Origin of the sequence: Nocardioides sp. NBC_00163 (assembly GCF_045206295.1) — a bacterium.
Classification (GTDB): Bacteria; Actinomycetota; Actinomycetes; order Propionibacteriales; family Nocardioidaceae; genus Nocardioides.
Window position 1 is genome coordinate 589831 of sequence record NZ_CP108155.1, and the last position, 20417, is coordinate 610247.

General features: G+C 68.5%; 24 protein-coding genes. 5 read left to right on the forward strand and 19 right to left on the reverse strand.

All coding sequences use genetic code 11. The features are described 5' to 3' along the window. Nucleotides 1-36 precede the first annotated feature (36 nt). Nucleotides 37-990 (forward strand): neutral zinc metallopeptidase, encoded by a 954-nt coding sequence (locus tag OG801_RS02885; protein ID WP_406033512.1) that lies wholly within the window; start codon nt 37-39, stop codon nt 988-990. Nucleotides 991-1110: 120 nt separating this feature from the next. Here OG801_RS02885 and OG801_RS02890 read toward each other — a convergent pair whose 3' ends face one another. Then, nucleotides 1111-2028, reverse strand: a complete 918-nt coding sequence (locus tag OG801_RS02890; protein WP_406033513.1) for a phosphotransferase — start codon at nt 2026-2028, stop codon at nt 1111-1113. A gap of 102 nt (nt 2029-2130) precedes the next feature. On the opposite strand from OG801_RS02890, the gene OG801_RS02895 reads away from it, so the two are divergent. Continuing rightward, nucleotides 2131-2559, forward strand: coding sequence for a hypothetical protein (locus OG801_RS02895; protein ID WP_406033515.1), 429 nt, complete (start codon nt 2131-2133; stop codon nt 2557-2559). Between the two features lie 4 nt (nt 2560-2563). On the opposite strand, the gene OG801_RS02900 is transcribed toward OG801_RS02895, so the two are convergent. From OG801_RS02900 to OG801_RS02930, 7 genes are read right to left on the reverse strand one after another with little or no spacing between them, the layout of a single operon-like run. After that, on the reverse strand, nt 2564-3178 hold the full coding sequence (locus OG801_RS02900; protein ID WP_406033517.1) for an acVLRF1 family peptidyl-tRNA hydrolase: 615 nt from the start codon (nt 3176-3178) through the stop codon (nt 2564-2566). A gap of 9 nt (nt 3179-3187) precedes the next feature. Then, nucleotides 3188-3550, reverse strand: a complete 363-nt coding sequence (locus OG801_RS02905; RefSeq protein ID WP_406033519.1) for an MmcQ/YjbR family DNA-binding protein — start codon at nt 3548-3550, stop codon at nt 3188-3190. Between the two features lie 7 nt (nt 3551-3557). After that, nucleotides 3558-3815 carry a hypothetical protein gene (locus OG801_RS02910; protein WP_406033521.1) on the reverse strand — a complete coding sequence of 86 codons (258 nt, stop codon included), beginning with the start codon at nt 3813-3815 and terminating at the stop codon, nt 3558-3560. A gap of 6 nt (nt 3816-3821) precedes the next feature. Beyond that, entirely contained in the window at nt 3822-4370 is a 549-nt protein-coding gene (locus OG801_RS02915; protein ID WP_355022104.1) for an ASCH domain-containing protein, read from the reverse strand. A 25-nt stretch (nt 4371-4395) separates the two neighbouring features. After that, nucleotides 4396-5244, reverse strand: a complete 849-nt coding sequence (locus OG801_RS02920; protein WP_406033523.1) for a GNAT family N-acetyltransferase — start codon at nt 5242-5244, stop codon at nt 4396-4398. 20 nt (nt 5245-5264) lie between these two features. Continuing rightward, entirely contained in the window at nt 5265-5906 is a 642-nt protein-coding gene (locus tag OG801_RS02925) for a maleylpyruvate isomerase family mycothiol-dependent enzyme (protein WP_406033525.1), read from the reverse strand. Nucleotides 5907-5918: 12 nt separating this feature from the next. Continuing rightward, complete coding sequence (locus OG801_RS02930; protein ID WP_406033527.1) at nt 5919-7184, reverse strand: dicarboxylate/amino acid:cation symporter; 1266 nt, start codon at nt 7182-7184, stop codon at nt 5919-5921. A 312-nt stretch (nt 7185-7496) separates the two neighbouring features. Between OG801_RS02930 and OG801_RS02935 the strand changes: the two genes are divergently transcribed. Beyond that, nucleotides 7497-7838 (forward strand): WhiB family transcriptional regulator, encoded by a 342-nt coding sequence (locus tag OG801_RS02935; protein WP_355022100.1) that lies wholly within the window; start codon nt 7497-7499, stop codon nt 7836-7838. A 55-nt stretch (nt 7839-7893) separates the two neighbouring features. On the opposite strand, the gene OG801_RS02940 is transcribed toward OG801_RS02935, so the two are convergent. Further along, on the reverse strand, nt 7894-8454 hold the full coding sequence (locus tag OG801_RS02940; RefSeq protein ID WP_355022099.1) for a TetR/AcrR family transcriptional regulator: 561 nt from the start codon (nt 8452-8454) through the stop codon (nt 7894-7896). A gap of 43 nt (nt 8455-8497) precedes the next feature. Here OG801_RS02940 and OG801_RS02945 point away from each other — a divergent pair, with 43 nt between their 5' ends. Beyond that, nucleotides 8498-10036, forward strand: a complete 1539-nt coding sequence (locus OG801_RS02945; protein WP_406033529.1) for a hypothetical protein — start codon at nt 8498-8500, stop codon at nt 10034-10036. Nucleotides 10037-10144: 108 nt separating this feature from the next. Here the strand turns inward: OG801_RS02945 and OG801_RS02950 are convergent, their stop codons facing one another. The 8 genes from OG801_RS02950 to OG801_RS02985 all read right to left on the reverse strand — a co-directional run bounded on the left by OG801_RS02950 (nt 10145) and on the right by OG801_RS02985 (nt 16898). Beyond that, nucleotides 10145-10480 carry a metal-sulfur cluster assembly factor gene (locus OG801_RS02950; protein ID WP_160028798.1) on the reverse strand — a complete coding sequence of 112 codons (336 nt, stop codon included), beginning with the start codon at nt 10478-10480 and terminating at the stop codon, nt 10145-10147. Between the two features lie 125 nt (nt 10481-10605). Further along, nucleotides 10606-11058, reverse strand: a complete 453-nt coding sequence (sufU, locus tag OG801_RS02955; protein ID WP_160022635.1) for a Fe-S cluster assembly sulfur transfer protein SufU — start codon at nt 11056-11058, stop codon at nt 10606-10608. Beyond that, nucleotides 11058-12311 (reverse strand): cysteine desulfurase, encoded by a 1254-nt coding sequence (locus tag OG801_RS02960; protein WP_406033532.1) that lies wholly within the window; start codon nt 12309-12311, stop codon nt 11058-11060. Before OG801_RS02960 ends, sufU begins: the two co-directional genes overlap by 1 nt. Nucleotide 12312: 1 nt before the next feature. Then, nucleotides 12313-13071 carry a Fe-S cluster assembly ATPase SufC gene (gene sufC, locus OG801_RS02965; protein WP_355020787.1) on the reverse strand — a complete coding sequence of 253 codons (759 nt, stop codon included), beginning with the start codon at nt 13069-13071 and terminating at the stop codon, nt 12313-12315. Further along, nucleotides 13068-14249, reverse strand: a complete 1182-nt coding sequence (sufD, locus tag OG801_RS02970; protein WP_406033534.1) for a Fe-S cluster assembly protein SufD — start codon at nt 14247-14249, stop codon at nt 13068-13070. The genes sufC and sufD overlap by 4 nt, the downstream gene beginning before the upstream one ends. Further along, nucleotides 14249-15667, reverse strand: a complete 1419-nt coding sequence (sufB, locus tag OG801_RS02975) for a Fe-S cluster assembly protein SufB (protein ID WP_091041037.1) — start codon at nt 15665-15667, stop codon at nt 14249-14251. The genes sufD and sufB overlap by 1 nt, the downstream gene beginning before the upstream one ends. Then, nucleotides 15664-16395, reverse strand: a complete 732-nt coding sequence (locus tag OG801_RS02980; RefSeq protein WP_406033536.1) for a helix-turn-helix transcriptional regulator — start codon at nt 16393-16395, stop codon at nt 15664-15666. Before OG801_RS02980 ends, sufB begins: the two co-directional genes overlap by 4 nt. A 119-nt stretch (nt 16396-16514) precedes the next feature. Beyond that, entirely contained in the window at nt 16515-16898 is a 384-nt protein-coding gene (locus OG801_RS02985; RefSeq protein ID WP_406033538.1) for a hypothetical protein, read from the reverse strand. Nucleotides 16899-16979: 81 nt separating this feature from the next. Between OG801_RS02985 and OG801_RS02990 the strand changes: the two genes are divergently transcribed. After that, complete coding sequence (locus OG801_RS02990; RefSeq protein WP_406033540.1) at nt 16980-17624, forward strand: methyltransferase domain-containing protein; 645 nt, start codon at nt 16980-16982, stop codon at nt 17622-17624. 98 nt (nt 17625-17722) lie between these two features. Here the strand turns inward: OG801_RS02990 and OG801_RS02995 are convergent, their stop codons facing one another. Beyond that, nucleotides 17723-18919 carry a PQQ-binding-like beta-propeller repeat protein gene (locus OG801_RS02995; RefSeq protein WP_406033542.1) on the reverse strand — a complete coding sequence of 399 codons (1197 nt, stop codon included), beginning with the start codon at nt 18917-18919 and terminating at the stop codon, nt 17723-17725. A gap of 143 nt (nt 18920-19062) precedes the next feature. Beyond that, nucleotides 19063-20262, reverse strand: coding sequence for an RtcB family protein (locus OG801_RS03000; RefSeq protein WP_406033544.1), 1200 nt, complete (start codon nt 20260-20262; stop codon nt 19063-19065). Nucleotides 20263-20417: the final 155 nt, after the last annotated feature.

A 20417-nucleotide genomic window follows, 5' to 3' on the forward strand; every position in this document is an offset into this window, starting at 1 on the left:
CTCGGTCCCACACATCACCACCTCCAGGGGGACAAGATGCGGTTCAACCCGAAGGCCAGACTCGACACCAGCCGGACCTCCGGCGGCGGTGGCGGTGGCGGGTTCGGTGGTGGTGGCGGCCGGATCCCGATCCCCGGCGGCAAGGCGAGCGGCGGCATCGGCACCGTCATCGTGCTGCTCCTCTTCTTCCTCATCACCCAGTGCACCGGCGTCGGCCCGCAGGTCCTCGGCGACAGCGGAGGCTCCACATCCGTCGGCACCGGCACCTTCGGCGGCATGCAGGCGGCCGACGGCGGCGAGACCGGCGACTTCGGGTCGTGCCAGACCGGCGAGGACGCCAACAACGACGAGAACTGCGCCTTCGTCGCCCTCGAGAACTCGATGACCGGCTACTGGGACTCCCAGCGCGACCTCGCCGGCCGGTTCCAGCCCGAGCAGGCGGTCGTGATCTTCTCCGACCAGGTCCAGACCGGCGGCTGCGGCTCGGCGTCGAGCTCCGTCGGCCCGTTCTACTGCCCGGCCGACCAGACGATCTACCTCGACCCGACGTTCTTCGACTCCATCTTCGAGCAGCTCGGCGGGCAGGACACCACCTTCGTACGCGCCTACGTGCTCGCCCACGAGTACGGCCACCACATCCAGAACCTGCTCGGCACCATGGGTCAGGTGCGCACCCAGCAGGGCCCCGAGTCCGACGCCGTACGCCTCGAACTGCAGGCCGACTGCTACGCCGGCATGTGGACCGCCGCCGCCGAGGACGACGGGTTCGTCGACGACATCACCGACCAGGACATCACCGAGGGCATCGATGCCGCCAAGACCGTCGGCGACGACCACATCCAGTCCCGCACCACCGGCCGCGTCGACACCTCGTCGTTCACCCACGGCTCCTCCGAGCAGCGGATCGCGTGGTTCAGGAAGGGCCTGACCACCCCCGACTCGATCGCCGGCTGTGACACGTTCAGGGCGCGGGATCTCGACAATCCGTAGGCTCGTGCAGGGATACCCGGTTAACCGGGTATCCCTGCACTTCTCGGGCATTGCAACACCTGAGAAGTGCAGGCATTGCCTGAGCCGTGTTGCAGATGTGACGTCTGGGACCGGCGCTGCTCACATCTCGAGCAGCGCCTCCACCAACGGCGCCTGCTTCTGCAGCGTCCGCAGATGAGGCGCGACGGCGGGATGGCGGAACTTCGCGAGCAGCGGCCCCTCCCCCGGCTTGATCCGGCTCAGCGCCCACTCGGCGCGGCTCAGCGCGGTGTAGACGGCGCTGATCTGCGCGCCGAGCGTCACCTCCTCACGGGTCGCGACGCCGGAGGGCAGCCCCAGGAGGTACGCCTCCAGCAGCGGATCGAACGACTCCCGGGCGTGCAGCAGATAGAGCCCGAGGTCACCACCGACGGGGCCGTGGCCGAGGCTCGACCAGTCGATCGCGATCAGCCGCTCGCCGTCGTCGGTTCGGCCGAGGAGGTTCTGCGGTGCCGGGTCGCCGTGCTGGGCGACCTGGGGTAGCTCGTCGAGGAGGTTGGTGAAGCGCCCGCGCCGCTCCCAGAGGGTGTGGGCGATGTCCGCGGCGGTCGTACGCATCATCGTCGGCCAGCCGCCGTTGTACTCCACCCGCGCGATCCGGTCGCGGAACTGGTCGCGCGCCAGCCAGCGCGCCTCACCCAGGTCCGCGCCGGCGAAGCGGCCCATCGAGAGCGCGGCGAAGAGTCCGGAGTTGGCGGCGTCCTCGACCCAGTCGCTGGTCAGGGTGATGCCCTCGTCGTCCTCGGCGACGCTCGTACGCGCGCCGACCATGCCCGGGGTGTCGTCGACGAGCCCCGAGATGGCGACGTCCGCGGCCCGCCGCCAGTAGGCGAAGTGGCGCCGGCGGCTCAGCTCGGCCGGATCGTACGCCCCCGGCTGCCCGAGCCGCTTGACCACGACCGGCTCCTGCTCCTCGCCCACAGCTGTGCGCCAGACCCCCAGCGTGGAGGGTCCGGTGCCGCCGGGAAGGACGAGCCACCCTGGGTCGGGCTGCCACATGCTTGCCAAAGTAGCGCATCCTCGCAGGTCGCAACGGCACTCACCGCCGGGAGGCAACGACGGGATGCTGAGTTTGATCCCGGGGCCGATATGGTTGAGCCGATGTCCGAGACTGACTACTGCGAGCTGTGCGACCTGCCGAAGTCACAGTGCATCCATGGGCGGCCCCCGGCCCCGCCCGCTCCGGCTCCAGTGAAGAAGCCGACAACCCGGGTGCGCAAGACCACGACGAGCTCGACGGCCGCCGCGCCGAAGGTCGTCACCAAGTCCGCTCCCCGCAAGTGGACCCCGCCGGCCGCCTTCGCGCCGCTCATCCTCGAGATCCTCGAGACCGCGGGCGGCTCGATGTCTGCCGACGACGTCCTCGACGAGCTCGAGAGCCAGCTGGGCGACAGCCTCCTCCCGGGCGACTTCGAGACCACCCCGGAAGGCGAGCTCCGCTGGCGCTACGCGGCGCGACGCGCCCGTCAGACGCTGCTGACCGACGGCCTGATGGTCAAGGGTTCGCCCGGAGTCTGGCAGCTCCCCTGACGCGTCAGCTGTCGGCGTTGAGGACCTCGATACGTACCTTCTGGGCTTCCTCGATGGCCTGATCGAGCACCGCGCGGTTGGGGTCCTGAACCGCCAGCCACGGTCCGGTCACCGTAAGCGAAGCCAGCCGCCGGTCCCCGAGCACGTCGTCGACGCCGCCGTGGTCGCCGCCGGTGACCAGCGGGCCCCGGAGCCCGTTCAGGATCCGGGCCGCGTGCTCGGCCGCCGCCTCGTACGCAGCGCTCGCCTGGTTGGCCCGGCGCCGGGCGAAGCGCTGCTGGCTCCAGCCGCCCGCCTTGGTCTTCCCCTGGACGTGCCGCCGCCCGATCTTGTGGTCAGCGATCTCGCCGCCGCTCATCCGGGCGATCGCGAAGCCGCCCTTGCGCACCAGCAGCAGGCCCCAGTCCTGCGGCGCCGCCGAGGCGGCGATGAACGCCTCGACATCGGCCGGCCCGGCGTACGTCTTCTCGAACGGCAGCGCCGCGATGAACGAGGACCCGTCGGCCGCGGCACCGGTCAGCGCACCGGAGTCGACCGCGAGCCGGGTGTCGCCGTGGCGCCCTGCGAAGTTGTCGAGCCAGCGCTGGATCCGAGCGACCGGGACGGCGACGTTGGGCATGTCCGTACGCTACCGGTCCAGGCCACGCCGCAGTCGAGGCGGCGCGATGTGGCGATAGGCGTCCTCGCAGATCTCGGCGACCTCGGCCCAGTCGACGTCACCGTCGAGCCGCATGCCGAGCCAGCCGCGGCCACCGACGTACGGAGGTACGAAGAACCGCTCGGGATCGTCACCGACGACCTCGGCCTGCACCCCCGCCGCAGCGGCCGCCCACAGATGCGGCTCGTCGCGCCCGTGATGTCCCTGCGGCCACAGCATCACGAACTGCTTCTTCACGAAGAACCCGGGCGCGCCATGACTGACCCGCTCGGTGCTCTCCGGGAACCCGAGGCAGATCTCCCGGACACGCTCGGTCAGCTCGGTCGGTGTCATGTGCCCATCATCCGACTTCTCGGATCACTCTCGCCGGTGTTCCCGCCGCGACGACCCGATCGGGCACATCACTCAGTACGACACTTCCGGCACCGATCACGGAGTCGGCACCGATCACGGAGTCGGCACCGATCCTCACGCCCGCACCGACGGTGACGCCCGTGCCCAGCCAGGCGTTCGAACCGACCTCGCCGAGCAGCTCGTGCAGCACCTTGTGGCGTACGTCGTCATCGCCCGCCTCGAGCCGGGCCCGCTGCTCGCCCACGCAGGCTCAGTCGGGCTTCGGCCAGACGAGCTCGAACTGCTCCATCACGACCGGCATGTCCTCGCTGAACTCGTGGTCGGGACCGGCGAACTCGGTGAAGAAGCGCTCGTGAACCTCGCGCCAGTACTCGAGCGACAGGTCGCCCTCGCCCTCCAGCCGCGCGAACTCCTCAGGGACGTCCCGGAACGGGGCGATGTCGACCTGGGTGGTGGCGATCAGGGCCCGCGGGTGACCGGACCCGTCGAGGATGATGCTCATGCCACCCACGGTTGGGAGCGGCTCGTCTCCGTTCTCGAAGTCCCACTGCGCAGTGGCCGTCGCGGTCTTCACCCCTTCGAGAACGAGCTCGAGCAGACCGTCGGCCTCCTCCGGCGTACCACCGAAGGCCCAGGCCGGCGGCTGCAGCGCCTCCAGCGGCGATGCCCCGAAGTAGCCGGGCGCGGCGCTGAGGTGGGCGTGGTGCTTCACGTCGTCCCAGAACGCGGCGATGTCAGCCTCCTGCTGGGAGTCGGACACGGGGGCCTCAGGCTCAGGGATCGTGGCGTCGTCGCTCATAGGCGACACTCAACCACAGTTGGCGCTAGCCGCGCCGGGACTCGACGGAGGTACGCGGCGTGGCTGATCGCGCGGTCACCAGGCGTGCCTGGGCACGCCAACCGAGGCCGGCGTAGAGGGGCTCGCCCATCTCGCTGGCGACCAGAAGGCCATGGACGGCACCGGCCTCCCGGGCGGCCGCGACGAGCAGGCTCATCACCGCGCCGCCGAGACCGCGGCGTCGGTGGTCGGGCTCAGTCTGGATCCGGTCGGCGACGGCGTCGACGCCGATGACGGCGATAGTCCCGCCCGCCGCGACAGCCTCGCCCGCGCTGATTGTCACGGTGAAGACGCCGCCGTCACGCTCCACCTCGGCGCGGTAACCCTCCGGGACAGCCCGGGACGCGTGGTCGGCGAGGTCGATCGTCATCAGCGCCTCCTCGCCATCGTCGGCGACCAGCCCGGCCTCGACGAACCAGGGATGTACGCCCGCGGGCGACTCGGTCACCACCGACAACCACGCCTCCGGCGTGGCCCGGGCAGTGTCGACGAGCCCGGCGAGCGTGTCCGCGTCGTCGGTCGCCACCCACTCGACCCGGCGCCCGGGCTCCCCCACCTCGACGCGTACGCCTCCTGGCATCGCCGCGGGACGCGGGAAGCCCCGCGCGTACGCCCAGCCGCGGGCCCACCGGGAGACCAGGTCCGCAAGATCGACGGCCCCCAGGACAGCAGCGGAAAGCGCGGCCTGGCGACCGCGGTACCACTCCCCCAGCACCGTCGCGACCAGCACGGCGACGGCCAATCCGAACGCCAGGGGATCCAGGGTGAACAGGCCGATCACCGCGAGTCCCACCGCGGCGATGTACCCGAACCAGATCCGACCAGGAGCCTCCACGTCCGCGGAGCCTACCCGGGTCAGACGAGACGCTCTCGCAACGTCGCCACCCCTGGTCCGTCGAGATCCGCCAGCGCGACCGACCGGCCGGAGAGCGCCATGGCCAGGGCCTCGCTGGGACCGACGACCTCTTCGCCCGAGCCGTCGGCCGCAGTCCAGGACCAGTCCTGGTCGGTCGCGCGCAGCGCGAGCCCGTCGAGCCGTCCCGCCGGGACCACCCCGAGCGAGGCCTGCTTGGTCGGCAGCCAGTCGAGCACCGCGCGCCAGTCCTCGAGCGGGACGTCGGTGTCGAGACCGAGCGGCCGGGCGCAGTCGCGCAGGTGGACGCAGTGGTCGGTGAACTGCCCCATCGGACCGACACCGGGTGCCGGCACCCGCTTGGTGGCGTACGTCCTCAGCATCCCGGTCAGCTCGGCGACCGGCCGACGCGCCTGCTCCTCGGCGATCGCGGCCGAGGCCCGGTCGATGGAGCCTCGGGCCAGCAGCGTGCGCCACAGCAGCCGCCCGATCCCGACCGAGAACGGCATCGCACTGTGCCCCAGCACCTCCCTCACCGTCCAGGCCGAGCAGAGGCTCTGCGTCTCCAGCTGGGACTCCTCGAGGCCGTCGAAGAAGTCGGCGAGCAGGCGGCGGTTGGCTGCGGTGCGGGCGGCTACGTCCATGCCTCCATCGTGTCAGGCCGCCGCCTCCTCGACGGCCTCCACCACCGGCTTCGTCCCGTCGTACACGTCCCGGTCGATCTCATCCGCGCCGTGCGCGACCAGCAGAGCGACCATGGTGTCTCCGTTCACGTTGAGGAACGTACGCAGGATGCCGGTGAACCAGTCCACCGCGATGAGCAGCCCGGCGGCCTCGATGGGCAGGTCCAGGGACGTGGCCAGGAAGATCGCGACGACCGGGAACCCGCCGGGCACCGTGATCGTGCCGATGTTGAGCAGCACCGCGAGCGCCATCCCGAGCGCGATGTCACCCGGGGAGAGCGAGACGCCGGAGGCCTGGGCGAGGAAGAGCACCACGATCGTGTAGTTGAGCACCGCGCCGCACGACCCCATCGTCATCCCCAGGCAGAGCGTGAAGTCAGCGACCCGCTTCGAGATCCCGAACTTCTCGACCGCGTTCTTCAGCACCGTCGGGAAGGTGACCGCCGACGACGTCGTGGTGACGGCCACGACGGTCTGCTCGGCGAGCTTCGCGGGCAGGCGCAGCGGGTTGAGCCGGGTGACGGCGACGACCACGACGACGTAGAGGGCCGAGATGATCACCACGCCGGCCAAGGTCGTGCCCAGGTAGGCGAGCGCGGTGGTGACCACCCCGAAGCCGACGCGGCCGGCGAGGTCGGCGAGGAGGCAGAAGACGCCGATGGGCGCCAGGAACATGACGTACCTGATCATCAGCAGGACGATCGCCTGGATCTGCTCGAAGAAGGTGAGCACGACGGTCGGGCCGTTCATCGCGGTGTAGCGGTTGAGCGCGAGCCCGAAGATCAGGGCGAAGACGATGATCGGCACCATCGCGCCGGTGGCCATCGCCTCGACCACGTTGGTGGAGACGAAGCCGGTCACGGTCTGCTGCCAGCCGACCGCGGTCGCCGCGGCCGAGTCGGTCAGAGTCGCGTCTAGCTCGCCGTCGTAGCGCATCCCCGAGCCCGGCTGGAACAGCTCGGCGAGCCCCCAGCCGACGAAGGCTGCGACCACCGCGAACCCCAGCATCCAGCCGAAGGTCGCCCCGGCCAGCCTCCCGGCTCCCGCCCCGGTCATCGCGCCCGTCGCGACGATCACCGACGAGGCGACCAACGGGACGATCGACATCTGGATCAGCCGGATGAAGATGTCACCGACGAACTTGAGGTTCGCCGCCCACTCCCCCACCACCAGGCCGAAGACGATGCCGGCGACCGCGCCGACCAGGATCAGGACGGCTGGGGACTTCAAGACCTTCATCGGGTCTCCTAAGCGTCGGGGACGGTGGATCCCCGGACGCTAACGAGGCCGCGTACGCCGCCGGTTAAGCCGTCGTCACCGGCACGTTTCCCGCGACAAACCAGTGGTCCCGGCTGGGGCGGGGTGAATACCATTGATGTCATGCGCGAGACCACGATCTGCAACCACCTGGGCCGACCGGTCCAGGACGTGGAGTTTGCGCGCTCGGAGCCGCAACCGACGTAGGTGCTCACCGCATCCACCAGGGCCGCTCCGATCGAATCGGAAGCGGCCCTTTCTCATGTCCAGCAGCATCACCAGGAGGTGAACGAGATGGAGATCATCACCCTTTTCGGAGAGGGCTTCAGCACCAAGACGTACGAGCTGACGCTGAAGCACCCGACTCCCCGGACCGACGAGTGGGCCTGCGTGGGCGAGGACCCGGAGCTCTTTCACCCCGAGGACCTCACCCAGCTCGCCGAGGCGCAGCAGGTCTGCGCCGACTGCCCGATGCGGCAGACGTGCCTCGAGCTCGGCACCGCCCGGCGGGAGTGGGGAGTCTGGGGCGGTGTGCTCCTGGAGAGCGGAAAGCCCCGCACCGAGCCCAGAACTCCCGGACGAAAGCCCTACAAGCGAAGCCAGGAGGCGATCGCACGGGTCGGCCGCGTCGCCTGAGGTGACGTGGGAGTCCTGAGGCCACCCCGTGTGACCTCAGGATGCGGCCGTGGGGCTAGCGGAGTCTGTCGAGGGCTTCCGCTAGCTCCGCGGCCGTTGGGGCCGTCGTCGGCTCCAGCATCCACTGCAGCATCACGCCGTTGATGAGGGCGAGCGCGAGGGAGCCCACCGAGGCGGCTTCGCGCGCCGACACCGCATCCGGCGCCGTGTCGAGCACCAGCGCGGCGAGGTCGCGGCGGCTCTGGGCGTAGATGCGCAGCAGCTGGTCGCGTATGTCGGGCGCGAACTCCGCCTGTGCGTAGGCCTGAACGCTCGCGACGAGCACTGCACGATGCCGCGGTGCCGCGGCAAGGAGTCGGTCGAGGAACAGCTCGAGGCGTCGGCCAGGTGTCTCTGCGGGCTCAGCCGACACCGCGCCGGCGATCGTGTCACCCCATTCCTCGAAGGTCTCGAGGATCGCCGCATTGAGCAGGGCATCCTTCGACCCGAAGTGGTAGCCGATCGACGCGAGATTCGCTCCGGTCACCGCGACGATGTCGCGGGCGGTGGTGTGCGCGTACCCGCGCTCGGCCAAGCACTGCTTCGCACCAGCCAGGAGGTCTTCGCGTTGTCCCACACCCCCAAGCCTAACAGTCGATATGTACGCACGTCTTGTACGGATGTATTATACAAGCGTACATATCGAGGAACGCCGATCGAAGGAGCCACTCATGGCCCAGGACCAGTCCCTACTCGCTCCCCCGACACACGCCCCAGCCGTCCCGGTGGACATCGCCTGGGACGAGATCATCGCGACGTCGAACACCGTGCTGACCACCCACTTGTGGGCCGCGCCACCGCTACGCCGCGAGTCACCGATCCACGACCGGGCCTTCGCGGCGCTGCGTGACCTCAAGGCCGACTACGCCCGCTTCCTGCCCTGGTTCTCGCACCCCGTGCTGTCGGTGCCTGCTCTCGAGGCGCCGACCAAGGCGACGACATCATGGGACTTCGCGCAGCTCGACCCCTTTGTCGAGGACTTCATGGCTGCTGCCGAAGGCCGGCCGGTCGTGGCCAACTTCGCGACCATCCCGCACTGGATGTTCACGAACGCCGACCACGTCGAGGTCTCACGCGACGTTGACACGATCCACTGGGATTATGAGCAGGGCACGGACTTCCGCGACGACACGCTCGCCGAAGTCGCCGACTACTTCTTCCGAATCGCCAGTTGGTACATCGCCGGCGGCTTCACCGACGAGCTCGGCGTACGGCACGAATCTGGGCATCACTACCGGTTCGCGTACTGGGAGGTTCTGTGCGAACCCGACCTCAACCGCCGCATGCCCCCCGAGGTCTACACCCGCCTGTATGACGCCGTCGTGCAACGCTTGCGCACGCTCGACCCCGACATGAGGTTCGTCGGCCTGTCCCTCAGTCACGTGCACCACGACCCGGAGTACTTCTGGCACTTCCTGAACCCGGCGAACCACGCACCCGACATCAGCGTCGACGCGTTCTCGTACCACTTCTACGCCTCGCCCGAGATCGTCAATCCGTTCGGCGCCGAGGGCAACGCGGACCACAGCACGTGGCGGAGCACCTTCTTCGCGCAGGCGGATGCCTTCGTCGAGCACGTCGCGTACATCCGCTCGATCGCGAACCGTCTGGCACCCGATGCCAAGACCTTCCTCAACGAGATCGGCACCTACCCCGCCGACGTCATGAACGCCGCCCCGAAGATCCCAGAACACTACTGGGCGCTCAGCGGCTCCGTGCACGCCTATCTCTGGGCGCGGGTCCTGCCCCTCGGGATCGACCTGCTTGGCGTCGCGGAGTTCATGGACTACCCAGGAATGATCCCAGGCACCTCCCTCATCGACTGGGAGAGCGGCGAGCCCAACGCGCGCTACGACGTCACCAAGCTGCTGCTCGACCACTTCGGTCCAGGCGACCGCCTACTGGAGACTTCCGCCGGCTACCCCGGCTTCCCGGACGCGCGCGTGCACGTGCAGGCCATGCGCACTCACGACGGCAGCCGCAAGCTACTCATGATCAGCAAATGGGACGAGCCAGTGCACCTCGATCTCACCAGCGTCGGCGCCGGAGTACTGGAACAGATCCACACCACCACCGCTGGCAGCGCGAACGAAAGGTTCGCCGGAGGAACGCTGCATCTGAGGCCGCACGCGACCGCCGTCCTGACGCTCGACAACTGACCACAACAGACAAAGGCCGGACGTTCCGCCAAGCCGCGTCGCCTGAAATGACAGGGGAGTCCGGAGGTCACTGGGTGACCTCCGGACTCCCCTTTCGGGCGATACCCGTCAGACGTTGAACCCGAGAGCGCGCAGCATCTCGCGGCCGTCGGGGGTGATCTTGTCCGGGCCCCACGGCGGCATCCAGACCCAGTTGATGTGTACGTCGTTGACCATGCCCTCCAAGGCCTGCGAGGTCTGGTCCTGGATGACGTCGGTCAGCGGGCAGGCCGCCGAAGTCAGCGTCATGTCGATGACCACGTTGGAGTGGTCCTCGATGTGCAGACCGTAGATCAGGCCCAGGTCGACGACGTTGATGCCGAGCTCGGGGTCGACGACGTCCTTCATCGCCTCCTCGACGTCCTCGATCTTCAGGCTCGCGCCCTCGACCGTGGACGTACGCATCCCCTGCCACTCAGGCGCCTCGTGACCGTGGCCATGGCCGTGGCCCGAGTGGTCATGACCGGAGTGGTCGTGACCCGTGTGGTCGTGTCCCGCGTGATTGTGCTCAGCGTGGTCGGTCTCAGTCATCAGTTCTCCTCGGCGACAGTCTTCGCGGCGGCGTCTTTCCAGGCCATCCACGACAGCAGCGCGCACTTGATCCGGGCGGGGAACTTGGCGACGCCGGCGAAGGCGATGCCGTCCTCCAGAATGTCCTCGTCGGGCTCCACCTGGCCCTTGCCCTGCATCAGCCGCAGGAACTCCTCGTGGATCACCATCGCCTCGTCCACCGTCTTGCCCACGACCAGGTCGTTGAGCACGGAGGCCGAGGCCTGCGAGATGGAGCAGCCGAGGGCGTCGTAGGAGATGTCCTCGATCTTGCCGCCGTCGACGTGGAGCCGCAGCGTGATCTCGTCACCGCAGGTCGGGTTGACGTGGTGAACCTCCGCCTCGAAGGGGTCGCGAAGACCCTTCCCGTGCGGGTTCTTGTAATGGTCCAGGATGATCTCCTGGTACATGCTCTCGAGGTTCGCGGCAGTCATCACTTGTCCAACTTGAAGAAGCTACGTACGTATTCCAACCCCTCGACCAGCGCGTCGATCTCGGCGGGCGTGGTGTAGAGGTAGGACGACATCCGGTTGGAGGCCTGTACGCCGAACCGCTGGTGGGCGGGCTTGGCGCAGTGGTGCCCGGCACGGATGGCGACGCCCTTGGAGTCGAGGACCTGGGCCACGTCGTGCGGGTGCACGCCGTCGAGCTCGAAGGAGATCGCTCCGCCGCGCTTGGCGGCGTCGGCCGGGCCGAGCACGGTCACGCCCGGGACGGTCGCGAGGCGCTCCAGCGCGTAGGCCGTGATCGCCTGCTCGTGGGCGTGGACGTTCTCCATACCCACGTGCATGAGGTATTCCAGCGCCGCACCGAGACCCACTGCCTCGGCGATCGGCGGGGTGCCGGCCTCGAACTTGTGAGGGATCGGCGCGTAGGTCGACTTCTCCATCGTGACCGTGGCGATCATCTCGCCACCACCGAGGAACGGCGGCAGCGCCTCGAGCGCGGCACGCCGGCCCCACAGGACGCCGATGCCGGTCGGGCCGACGACCTTGTGGCCGGTGAAGGCGAGGAAGTCGGGACGCTCCTCCTCGGCCATGCCTGCCAGGTCGATCGGCAGCACCGGGGCGGCCTGCGCGGCGTCGACGACGACCAGCGCACCGACCTCGTGAGCCTTGCGGGCGATCTCGGCGATCGGGTTGATCGTGCCGAGCATGTTGGAGACCCAGGTCAGCGCGACGATCTTGGTCGCCGGCGTGATCAGCTCGTCGATGTTCGACAGGTCGAGGTCACCGGAGTCGGTGAGCCCGAACCACTTCAACGTCGCACCCGCGCGCTGCGTGGCGAGCTGCCACGGAACGATGTTGGAGTGGTGCTCCATCTCGGTGGTCACGACCACGTCGCCCGCGGCCAGGGGCACAGTGTTGGCGACCAGGTTGAGCGCCTCGGAGGCGTTCTTGGTGAAGATCACCTCGTCGCGTTCGGGCGCGCCGAGGAAGCGCGCGACGGTGTCGCGCGCTCCCTCGAACGCCTCGGTCGCCTCGGCACCCAGGTGGTGCATCGCCCGGGCGATGTTGGCGTTGTGCCGCTCCAGGTGGTCGACCATGGTGTCGATCACGATCTGCGGCTTCTGCGAGGTGTTGGCGCTGTCGAGGTAGACCAGCGGGGTCTCGCCGCCGTCGAAGGTGCGCTCCAGGATCGGGAAGTCCTTGCGGACCAGATCCAGGTCGGGCAGCAGACCCTTCATGTCAGACCCCTGCCGCGACGTACTTCTCGTAGCCGTTGGCCTCCAGCTCCTCGGCCAGGTCCGGGCCACCCGACTCCGCGATCCGGCCGGCCACGAAGACGTGCACGTGGTCAGGCTTGATGTAGCGCAGGATGCGGGTGTAGTGGGTGATCAGCAGGACCGACTTGCCATCGCGGGCGCGGAAGTCGTTGATCCCCTCGGAGACGACCTTGAGCGCGTCGATGTCGAGGCCGGAGTCGATCTCGTCGAGCAGCGCGAAGGCCGGGTCGAGGATGTCGAGCTGAGCGATCTCGTGGCGCTTCTTCTCGCCACCGGAGAAGCCCTCGTTGACCGAGCGCTGCGAGAAGGTCGGGTCCAGGTGCATCTTGTTCATCGCACCGTTGACGTCCTTGACCCACGTACGCAGCTTGGGGGCCTCGCCGTCCAGCGCCGTCTTCGCGGTGCGGAGGAAGTTGGCCACGCTCACGCCGGGAACCTCGACGGGGTACTGCATCGCCAGGAACAGTCCGGCCTTGGCGCGCTCGTCGACCGACATCTCCAGGACGTCCTCACCGTCGAGGGTGACGGTGCCGCCGGTGATGGTGTACTTCGGGTGGCCGGCGATCGAGTAGGCAAGCGTCGACTTGCCCGAGCCGTTGGGGCCCATGATCGCGTGGGTCTCGCCGGAGTTGATGGTCAGCGTGACGCCCTTGAGGATCTCCTTCGGGCCGTCCTCGGTCTCCACCGAGACCGTGAGGTCCTTGATCTCAAGCGTGCTCATGCGTTGTCCTTCGTGATCAGAGTGTTGATGTTCTTGGCGAGCTCGGCCTCGACCGTGCTGGTCAGCTTCTCCTCGAGCTCGGGGACACCGATCTGACGGATCAGGTCGTTGAAGAAGCCGTGCACGACCAGGCGCTTGGCCTCGGTCTCGGAGATGCCGCGGCTCTGCAGGTAGAAGAGCTGCTCGTCGTCGAAACGGCCGATCGCCGACGCGTGACCCGCGCCCTCGATCTCGCCGGTCTCGATCTCCAGGTTGGGCACGGAGTCGGCCCAGGCACCGTCGGTGAGGATGAGGTTGCGGTTCTCCTCGTACGTCTCGATGCCCTCGGCCTCCTTGCGGATCAGCACGTTGCCGATCCAGACCGCGTGGGCCTTCTCGCCCTGCAGCGCGCCCTTGTAGACCACGTGGGACTTGGTCTTCGGGGCGGTGTGGTCGACGAAGAGACGGTGCTCGATGTGCTGGCCGGCGTCGGCGAAGTAGAGGCCGAGCGACTCCACGGAGCCGCCGGGGCCGGAGTACTCCGCCGAGAAGTCGTGGCGCACCACGTCGCCGCCGAAGCTCACCGAGACGTGCTTGAGGTTGGCGTCGCGGCCGACCTTGGCGTGCTGGGTGGAGAGGTGGACGGCGTCGTCGGCCCAGTCCTGGACGGAGACGACGGTGAGGTCGGCGCCGTCCTCGACGACGATCTCGATGTTGTCGGCGACGACGGCAGAGCCTTCGAAGACCAGCACGACGGTCGCCTTGGCGAACTTCTCCGCCACGATCACCGCGTGACCGGCGCCGGCGGTCTCCGAGCCGGTGCCGTGGTGGCGGATCACGGTCGCGCCCTCGACGACGGTGTCGGTCGGGATCCGCACGACGGTCGCACCGGTGCTGGCCGCCCAGGCCCGCGCCGAGACGCGGTCGGTCGGAACCAGACCCGAGCTGCCACGTACGTCATCGTCGGCCGCCACGGTCTCGACGGTCACGCCCGCGGCCGCCTCGACCTCCACCTTGGTCGCACCGTCCGCGAACGGGGCGTCGTTGTGGATGCCCTTGAGGCGCTTGAGCGGGGTGAACCGCCAGATCTCCTCGCGACCCTTCGGCACCTCGTGCGCCTCGACGTCGAAAGAGCCTTCCGGGTGGAGGTGGGACTCGACCTTGTCGAGCTCCAGGGCCTCCTGAACAGCTGCGGTCATCAGCCGACCGCTCCTTCCATCTGCAGTTCGATCAGGCGGTTGAGCTCGAGGGCGTACTCCATCGGGAGCTCCTTGGCGATCGGCTCGACGAAGCCGCGCACGATCATCGCCATCGCCTCGTCCTCGGCCATGCCGCGAGACATCAGGTAGAACAGCTGGTCGTCGGAGACCTTCGAGACCGAGGCCTCGTGACCCATCGAGACGTCGTCCTCGCGGATGTCGACGTAGGGGTAGGTGTCCGAGCGGGAGATCTGGTCGACCAGGAGCGCGTCGCAGAGCACGTTGGACTTCGAGCCGTGCGCGCCCTCGTTGATCTGGATCAGGCCACGGTAGGACGTGCGGCCACCGCCACGCGCAACGCTCTTCGACAGGATGGACGAGGAGGTGTTCGGGGCGGCGTGCACCATCTTGGCGCCCGCGTCCTGGTGCTGGCCCTCGCCCGCGAAGGCGATGGAGAGCGTCTCGCCCTTGGCGTGCTCACCCATCAGGTAGACGGCCGGGTACTTCATGGTCACCTTGGAGCCGATGTTGCCGTCGACCCACTCCATGGTCGCGCCCTCTTCGCAGACGGCGCGCTTGGTGACCAGGTTGTAGACGTTGTTCGACCAGTTCTGGATGGTCGTGTAGCGAACGCGGGCGTTCTTCTTCACGATGATCTCGACGACCGCGGAGTGCAGCGAGTCGGACTGGTAGATCGGCGCGGTGCAGCCCTCGACGTAGTGAACGTAGGAGCCCTCGTCGGCGATGATCAGGGTGCGCTCGAACTGGCCCATGTTCTCGGTGTTGATCCGGAAGTAGGCCTGCAGCGGGATGTCGACGTGGACACCCTTGGGCACGTAGATGAAGGAGCCACCCGACCACACCGCGGTGTTCAGTGCGGCGAACTTGTTGTCCCCGACCGGGATCACCGTGCCGAAGTACTCCTGGAAGATCTCCGGGTGCTCCTTGAGCGCGGTGTCGGTGTCAAGGAAGAGCACGCCCTGGGCCTCGAGGTCCTCGCGGATCGAGTGGTAGACGACCTCCGACTCGTACTGCGCGGCGACACCGGCGACCAGGCGCTGCTTCTCCGCCTCCGGGATGCCGAGCCGGTCGTAGGTGTTCTTGATGTCCTCGGGCAGGTCCTCCCACGAGGTGGCCTGCTTCTCCGACGAGCGCACGAAGTACTTGATGTTGTCGAAGTCGATGTCCGAGAGGTCGGAGCCCCAGGTGGGCATCGGCTTGCGGCCGAAGAGCTTGAGGCCCTTCAGGCGCAGGTCGAGCATCCACTGCGGCTCAGACTTCTTGCCGGAGATGTCGCGGACGATGGCGTCGTTGAGACCGCGCTGTGCCGCGGCACCGGCGACGTCCGAGTCGGACCAGCCGAACTCGTACTTGCCGATGCCCTTCAGCTCGGGGTTGAGCTCCTCGATGGAGGTCATGTCGTGACCTGCTCCTTCTTCTTCGAAACTTCGCCGGGACCGGAGGATCCAGGAGGGATGTGCGTCGTGCAGACTCCGTCGCCGTGGGCGATGGTGGCCAAGCGTTGTACGTGGGTGCCGAGCAGCTTCGCGATCGCCTCTGTCTCCGCCTCGCAGAGCTCGGGGAACTCCTGGGCGACGTGGGCGACCGGGCAGTGCTGCTGGCACAGCTGCTCACCTGCGTCGTGGCCGTTGATCAGCGGCAGCTCCCTGACGGAGGCCGCATAGCCGTTGGCCGTGAACACATTTGCGAGCACCTGAGCGGGGCTGAGGTCCGTCTCGCTGGCGGCGATCCGGTCCAGTCCCTGTTTGATGAACGCCGCGCGGCGCTCCGCGAATTCCCGCACGGCCTCCTCGCCGGCCACCTCGGAGAGGAACCGCAGCGCCTCGACCGCCAGGTCGTCGTACTTCTTCTCGAAGCCGTCCCTACCCTGGTCGGTGAGCGCGAAGAGCTTCGCCGGGCGGCCTCGCCCACGCGTGGACGCGGTGCGCGGCTCGCGCTGCTCCACCGCCTCCTCCTCGGCCAGGGCGTCCAGGTGGCGCCTGACCGCGGCCGGGGTGAGATCGAGCCGCTTGGCCAGCGACGCAGCGGTCTGCGGACCGTCGACAAGCAGCGACCGAGCGACCCGCTGGCGGGTGCTCTCCTCGCTGGTCTCTGCGGGCTGCAGAGTGCTCTCGTCGAATTTCACAACACCATTGTGACGTTATTCCCCCAGGCGATTCAACGAAGGCAACCCTTACTTGCTCGTTGGGCCGCGACAACGTGTCGTACGTCACCACCGCATCCCGCTCAGCAGCGGATCACTGGTCAGCCTGTCGGCATCCCGTCAAGGGTCGGGGAGGCAAGGGCGGCGACGCCGATGTAGACGGCGTCGGGCGGCAGCCAGCGGGTGCCGCGGTCTGAACGTAGGACCGCGCGACCGCGTTCGAGGTCGAAGACACCGACCCTGGTGCGGCCGCCGAAGCGTACGACCGCCACCTCGCCGCGCTTGGGTCGGCGGGGGTTGATCATCAGGTCGGAGCCCGGCGGGAGGCCGCGAGAGGTGAGGTGGGCGCCGACGAGACGGTAGACCTGCGTACCCTCTTCCGGCGCAGGCGCCGATGATCGCTTGACGGGCGCGGGCAACGCGTCGGGAGCGATGTCGAACGGCAGCGGTACGTCGCGCGGGGACGCGCCGCCAGTCGATCTCATGTTCGAAAGCGTACCTGTCGACGACGGCGCACGGAACCGCCCTGCTTTCCACCCCTGCGCCGGTCCGAGAGACTGTGGCCCATGACCGTCAATGACCCCACGGACTGGGAAACCGCGTACGTCCGCGGCACGACCGGCTGGGACCTCGGCGCTCCCCTGGCGTACATCGAGGAGGACGCGGCGCTGTTCGGGGAGCCCGGCACGGCCTTCGCTCCAGGTGCCGGCCGGGGACACGACGCGGCGGGGTTGGCGGCTGCCGGATGGCGTACGACGGTTGTCGACGTCTCGCCCACGGCGGCCGCCCACGCAGCGAAGCATTACCCGGACCTCACCTACGTCGTCGGCGACGCATTCGACGTCGACGTCGTCCTGGCCGCGACCGGCGGACCGGTCGACCTGATGTGGGACCACACCTTCTTCTGCGCGCTGCCGCCCGCCTGGCGCGGCCGCGTCGGTGACCTGGCCCGCGCGGTCGTACGCCCCGGCGGGCGGGTCGCGTCGGGGATCTTCCCGATCGACCGGCCGAGCGAGGAGCCGGGCCCGCCATGGACGTACGTCCCCGAGGACATGACCCGCGCGCTCGGCCCCGACTTCGACCTGGTCCACCTCTCCGAGCCGCGCCAACTGAACCCGCGGCTGCCGTGGAGCCACCGCCTCGGGATCTGGCAGCGCCGCCTCAGCGTTCACGCAGCGGCGTCCTTGCGGCACTCGACACCCTCGGTCTGAGCGGCAGGTCGGCGACGGTGAAGATCTCCTTCGCCTTCGTGCGCGACATCCTCCGCCCCGACCCATGGGAGGCGGAGCATGGTTGACGCCACGGCCCCTCAGCTCGAGGGCAGCTGGTAGGCCGTCGTCTCACTGTCCTCGCGCGCCGCGTCGACGCCGCCCACCAGCAGCAGGTCACCGACCTTTGTCACCACGGCGGGTGCGTTCTCGACGGAGCCGACGACGTCCTCGGAGCCGTCATCGAGGTCGCGACGGAGCACGCTGTAGCCAGCGTCGGACCGGGTGTCACGACCGATGTAGACGCCCTTCTCGTCAGCCCCCAGGAAGATGTCGCCGGCTTCGCTCGCCCGACTCCAAGCCTCAGTGCCCGAGGTCAGATCCCACGTTCGAACGGCGCCGTCCGCGGCGGCGTCGGACCCGGACAGCTCCTCGTCGTAGGCGCCGGCGATCCGGTCTCCCACGACGTCGGCCAGCCCGAGCGTCGGCGCCGCAGCGCCGGCATCCAGGGACCGGCCGACGATCCTTCCCAGCTGACCGGTGCGTGGGTCGATCACGCGAACGCCCTGCACCCCCTCGATCCACACGTCGGCGACGATCGGTTCGGTGGCGTAGACGGCGCCCACCTGTGGGCGGTCGCCGGCGACCGTCCACAGGCGCTTGCCGGTATCGACGTCGAAGCCGCTGAGGGCGTCCTTGTCTGGAACCAGCGCGGTGTTGCCGGCCGTGGCGACCCGGCACCCGAACGAGCCCAGCTCGGCGGCACCGTCGCGAGCCATCAGCGGCTCCAGGCGATCACCGGACGCCGCTTCCCAGCGCTCGACCGCGCAGTCGGTCGTGACCGACACGGTCGTCTCGGTCAACCCGACCATGCCACCGCCCTCGGAGCGTCCGCCGATCGACTCGAACGTCGCTGACCACACGACGTCGCCGTCGGAGGTGTCCACGACCGTGACCCGGTTGCAGCCATGAGAGCCGGGCGGGTGGTCACGCACCGCGACGAGCCCGGCCTGGTTCACCGGCGAGATCTCGCACACGTTCTCGTCGAGAGGCAGATGCCAGGCTTCCTCGCCGTCGGCAAGGCGTACAGCTTCGATCCGGGAGGAGTCGATGTTGGCGTAGATCCACAGCTCGTCGGTCGCCGTCCAGGAGCCCGAGGACAGGAACTCGCTCTCCGGACCGCCCGCTCGAGACCACTTCTCGACCAGCGCTGACCCCGCTCCGTCCGTCTCGCCGCAACCGACGAGCAAGGTGCCGGCCAACACGAACGTCGCCAGCAATCTCTGCTGAGATTTCATGGGCCTCAACGTTAAGACCCCTCACGATCCCGGTGTCGGCTTTCCAGAAACCAGCCACGCCGCAACTCCACTGGAGAAGTGGTCAATTTGGGCCCTCGGCAGGGTCGCCTTCGGGCCCAAATTGACCACTTCCTATTGCTGCCTCAGCCCTTCACACAGAGCAGCGTGCGCAGCCGAGCCTCCACGGAGACCAGATCCGTCTGTGCCTCGATGACGCTCTCCAGCGACTTGTACGCACCGGGGATCTCGTCGACAACGCCGGCGTCCTTGCGGCACTCGACGCCTTCGGTCTGAGCAGCGAGGTCGGCGACGCTGAAGGTCTTCTTCGCCTTCGTACGCGACATCTTCCGCCCCGCGCCGTGGGAGGCGGAGCAGTAGGACGCCTCGTTGCCGAGCCCGCGCACGACGTACGAACCGGTGCCCATCGACCCGGGGATCAGCCCGAACTCGTCGGACTTGGCCGAGATCGCGCCCTTGCGGGTGACCACCAGGTCGACGCCGTCGTACGTCTCCCGCGCGACGTAGTTGTGGTGGGCGTTGACCTCCCGACCCCACACGACCTCCGGAAACAAGCGAGCGAAGACGCTCTTCACGGTGGCCATCATGATCCGCCGGTTGAGCTTGGCGTAGTCCTGCGCCCAGTAGAGATCGTGCAGGTAGGCGTCCATCTCCGCGGTGCCGGCCAGGAAGACCGCCAGGTCGCGGTCGGGCAGGCCGAGGTTGTGCTCGAGCCCCTTGGCCGCGTAGATGTGCCGCTCGGCGATCTCCTTGCCGATGTTGCGGGACCCGCTGTGCAGCATCAGCCAGATCATGCCGTCGTCGTCCGACGTCACCTCGATGAAGTGATTGCCGCCGCCGAGCGAGCCGCACTGCGCGACCGCCCGCTTGTGCCGGTCGTCGAGCTTCGGCGCCCGCAGCTCCTCGAAGCCGCCGAAGAGCTTGTCGAAGGCGACCTTCAGCTTCAGGTCCTTGCGGACGACGCCGGCCTGGCCGTCGTTCGCCTGGAACCCGACCGGGACCGCCTCCTCGATGGCCGAGCGCAACGGGCCGAGGTCGTCGGGCAGGTCGCTGGTCCTGACCGAGGTCTTGACCGCCATCATCCCGCAGCCGATGTCGACGCCGACCGCACTCGGCGAGACCGCGTCCTTCATCGCGACCACGGAGCCGACCGTGGCGCCCTTGCCGAGATGCACGTCCGGCATGACACGTACGCCGTGCACCCAGGGCAGCTTGGAGATGTTGCGCAGCTGGTCCTGGGCGGCGTGCTCGATCTCATGCGGGCGCGCCCACATCAGGGTCTCTGCCGTGACGCCGGGCAGGGCGATAGGGAACTCGTTCGTCATCTTCTTTCCTCACATCGTGGCCGGGCATGCGGAAGGGCCGCTCCGGCCGGGATTTGTCTCGGCAGGAGCGGCCCTTCAACGGGATGCGCTGTGGCTCAGCGCGTCGGCGGCTCCTGGCCGATGCGGTCCGAGCGGAGGTCGGACGGCAGGCAGGC

Excerpts from the sequence above, each read along its gene's own strand:
- OG801_RS02995 (WP_406033542.1), bottom strand. The coding sequence starts at position 18,919 with ATGAAATCTCAGCAGAGATTGCTGGCGACGTTCGTGTTGGCCGGCACC.
- OG801_RS02930 (WP_406033527.1), bottom strand. The coding sequence starts at position 7,184 with ATGAAGGTCTTGAAGTCCCCAGCCGTCCTGATCCTGGTCGGCGCGGTC.
- sufB (WP_091041037.1), bottom strand. The coding sequence starts at position 15,667 with ATGACCTCCATCGAGGAGCTCAACCCCGAGCTGAAGGGCATCGGCAAG.
- OG801_RS02915 (WP_355022104.1), bottom strand. The coding sequence starts at position 4,370 with ATGAGCGACGACGCCACGATCCCTGAGCCTGAGGCCCCCGTGTCCGAC.
- OG801_RS02935 (WP_355022100.1), top strand. The coding sequence starts at position 7,497 with ATGGAGATCATCACCCTTTTCGGAGAGGGCTTCAGCACCAAGACGTAC.
- OG801_RS02945 (WP_406033529.1), top strand. The coding sequence starts at position 8,498 with ATGTATTATACAAGCGTACATATCGAGGAACGCCGATCGAAGGAGCCA.
- OG801_RS02960 (WP_406033532.1), bottom strand. The coding sequence starts at position 12,311 with ATGAAGGGTCTGCTGCCCGACCTGGATCTGGTCCGCAAGGACTTCCCG.
- OG801_RS02900 (WP_406033517.1), bottom strand. The coding sequence starts at position 3,178 with ATGCCCAACGTCGCCGTCCCGGTCGCTCGGATCCAGCGCTGGCTCGAC.
- OG801_RS03000 (WP_406033544.1), bottom strand. The coding sequence starts at position 20,262 with ATGACGAACGAGTTCCCTATCGCCCTGCCCGGCGTCACGGCAGAGACC.
- OG801_RS02985 (WP_406033538.1), bottom strand. The coding sequence starts at position 16,898 with ATGAGATCGACTGGCGGCGCGTCCCCGCGCGACGTACCGCTGCCGTTC.
- OG801_RS02895 (WP_406033515.1), top strand. The coding sequence starts at position 2,131 with ATGTCCGAGACTGACTACTGCGAGCTGTGCGACCTGCCGAAGTCACAG.
- OG801_RS02905 (WP_406033519.1), bottom strand. The coding sequence starts at position 3,550 with ATGACACCGACCGAGCTGACCGAGCGTGTCCGGGAGATCTGCCTCGGG.
- OG801_RS02990 (WP_406033540.1), top strand. The coding sequence starts at position 16,980 with ATGACCGTCAATGACCCCACGGACTGGGAAACCGCGTACGTCCGCGGC.
- sufC (WP_355020787.1), bottom strand. The coding sequence starts at position 13,071 with ATGAGCACGCTTGAGATCAAGGACCTCACGGTCTCGGTGGAGACCGAG.
- OG801_RS02925 (WP_406033525.1), bottom strand. The coding sequence starts at position 5,906 with ATGGACGTAGCCGCCCGCACCGCAGCCAACCGCCGCCTGCTCGCCGAC.
- OG801_RS02890 (WP_406033513.1), bottom strand. The coding sequence starts at position 2,028 with ATGTGGCAGCCCGACCCAGGGTGGCTCGTCCTTCCCGGCGGCACCGGA.
- sufD (WP_406033534.1), bottom strand. The coding sequence starts at position 14,249 with ATGACCGCAGCTGTTCAGGAGGCCCTGGAGCTCGACAAGGTCGAGTCC.
- OG801_RS02885 (WP_406033512.1), top strand. The coding sequence starts at position 37 with ATGCGGTTCAACCCGAAGGCCAGACTCGACACCAGCCGGACCTCCGGC.
- sufU (WP_160022635.1), bottom strand. The coding sequence starts at position 11,058 with ATGACTGCCGCGAACCTCGAGAGCATGTACCAGGAGATCATCCTGGAC.
- OG801_RS02950 (WP_160028798.1), bottom strand. The coding sequence starts at position 10,480 with ATGCGTACGTCCACGGTCGAGGGCGCGAGCCTGAAGATCGAGGACGTC.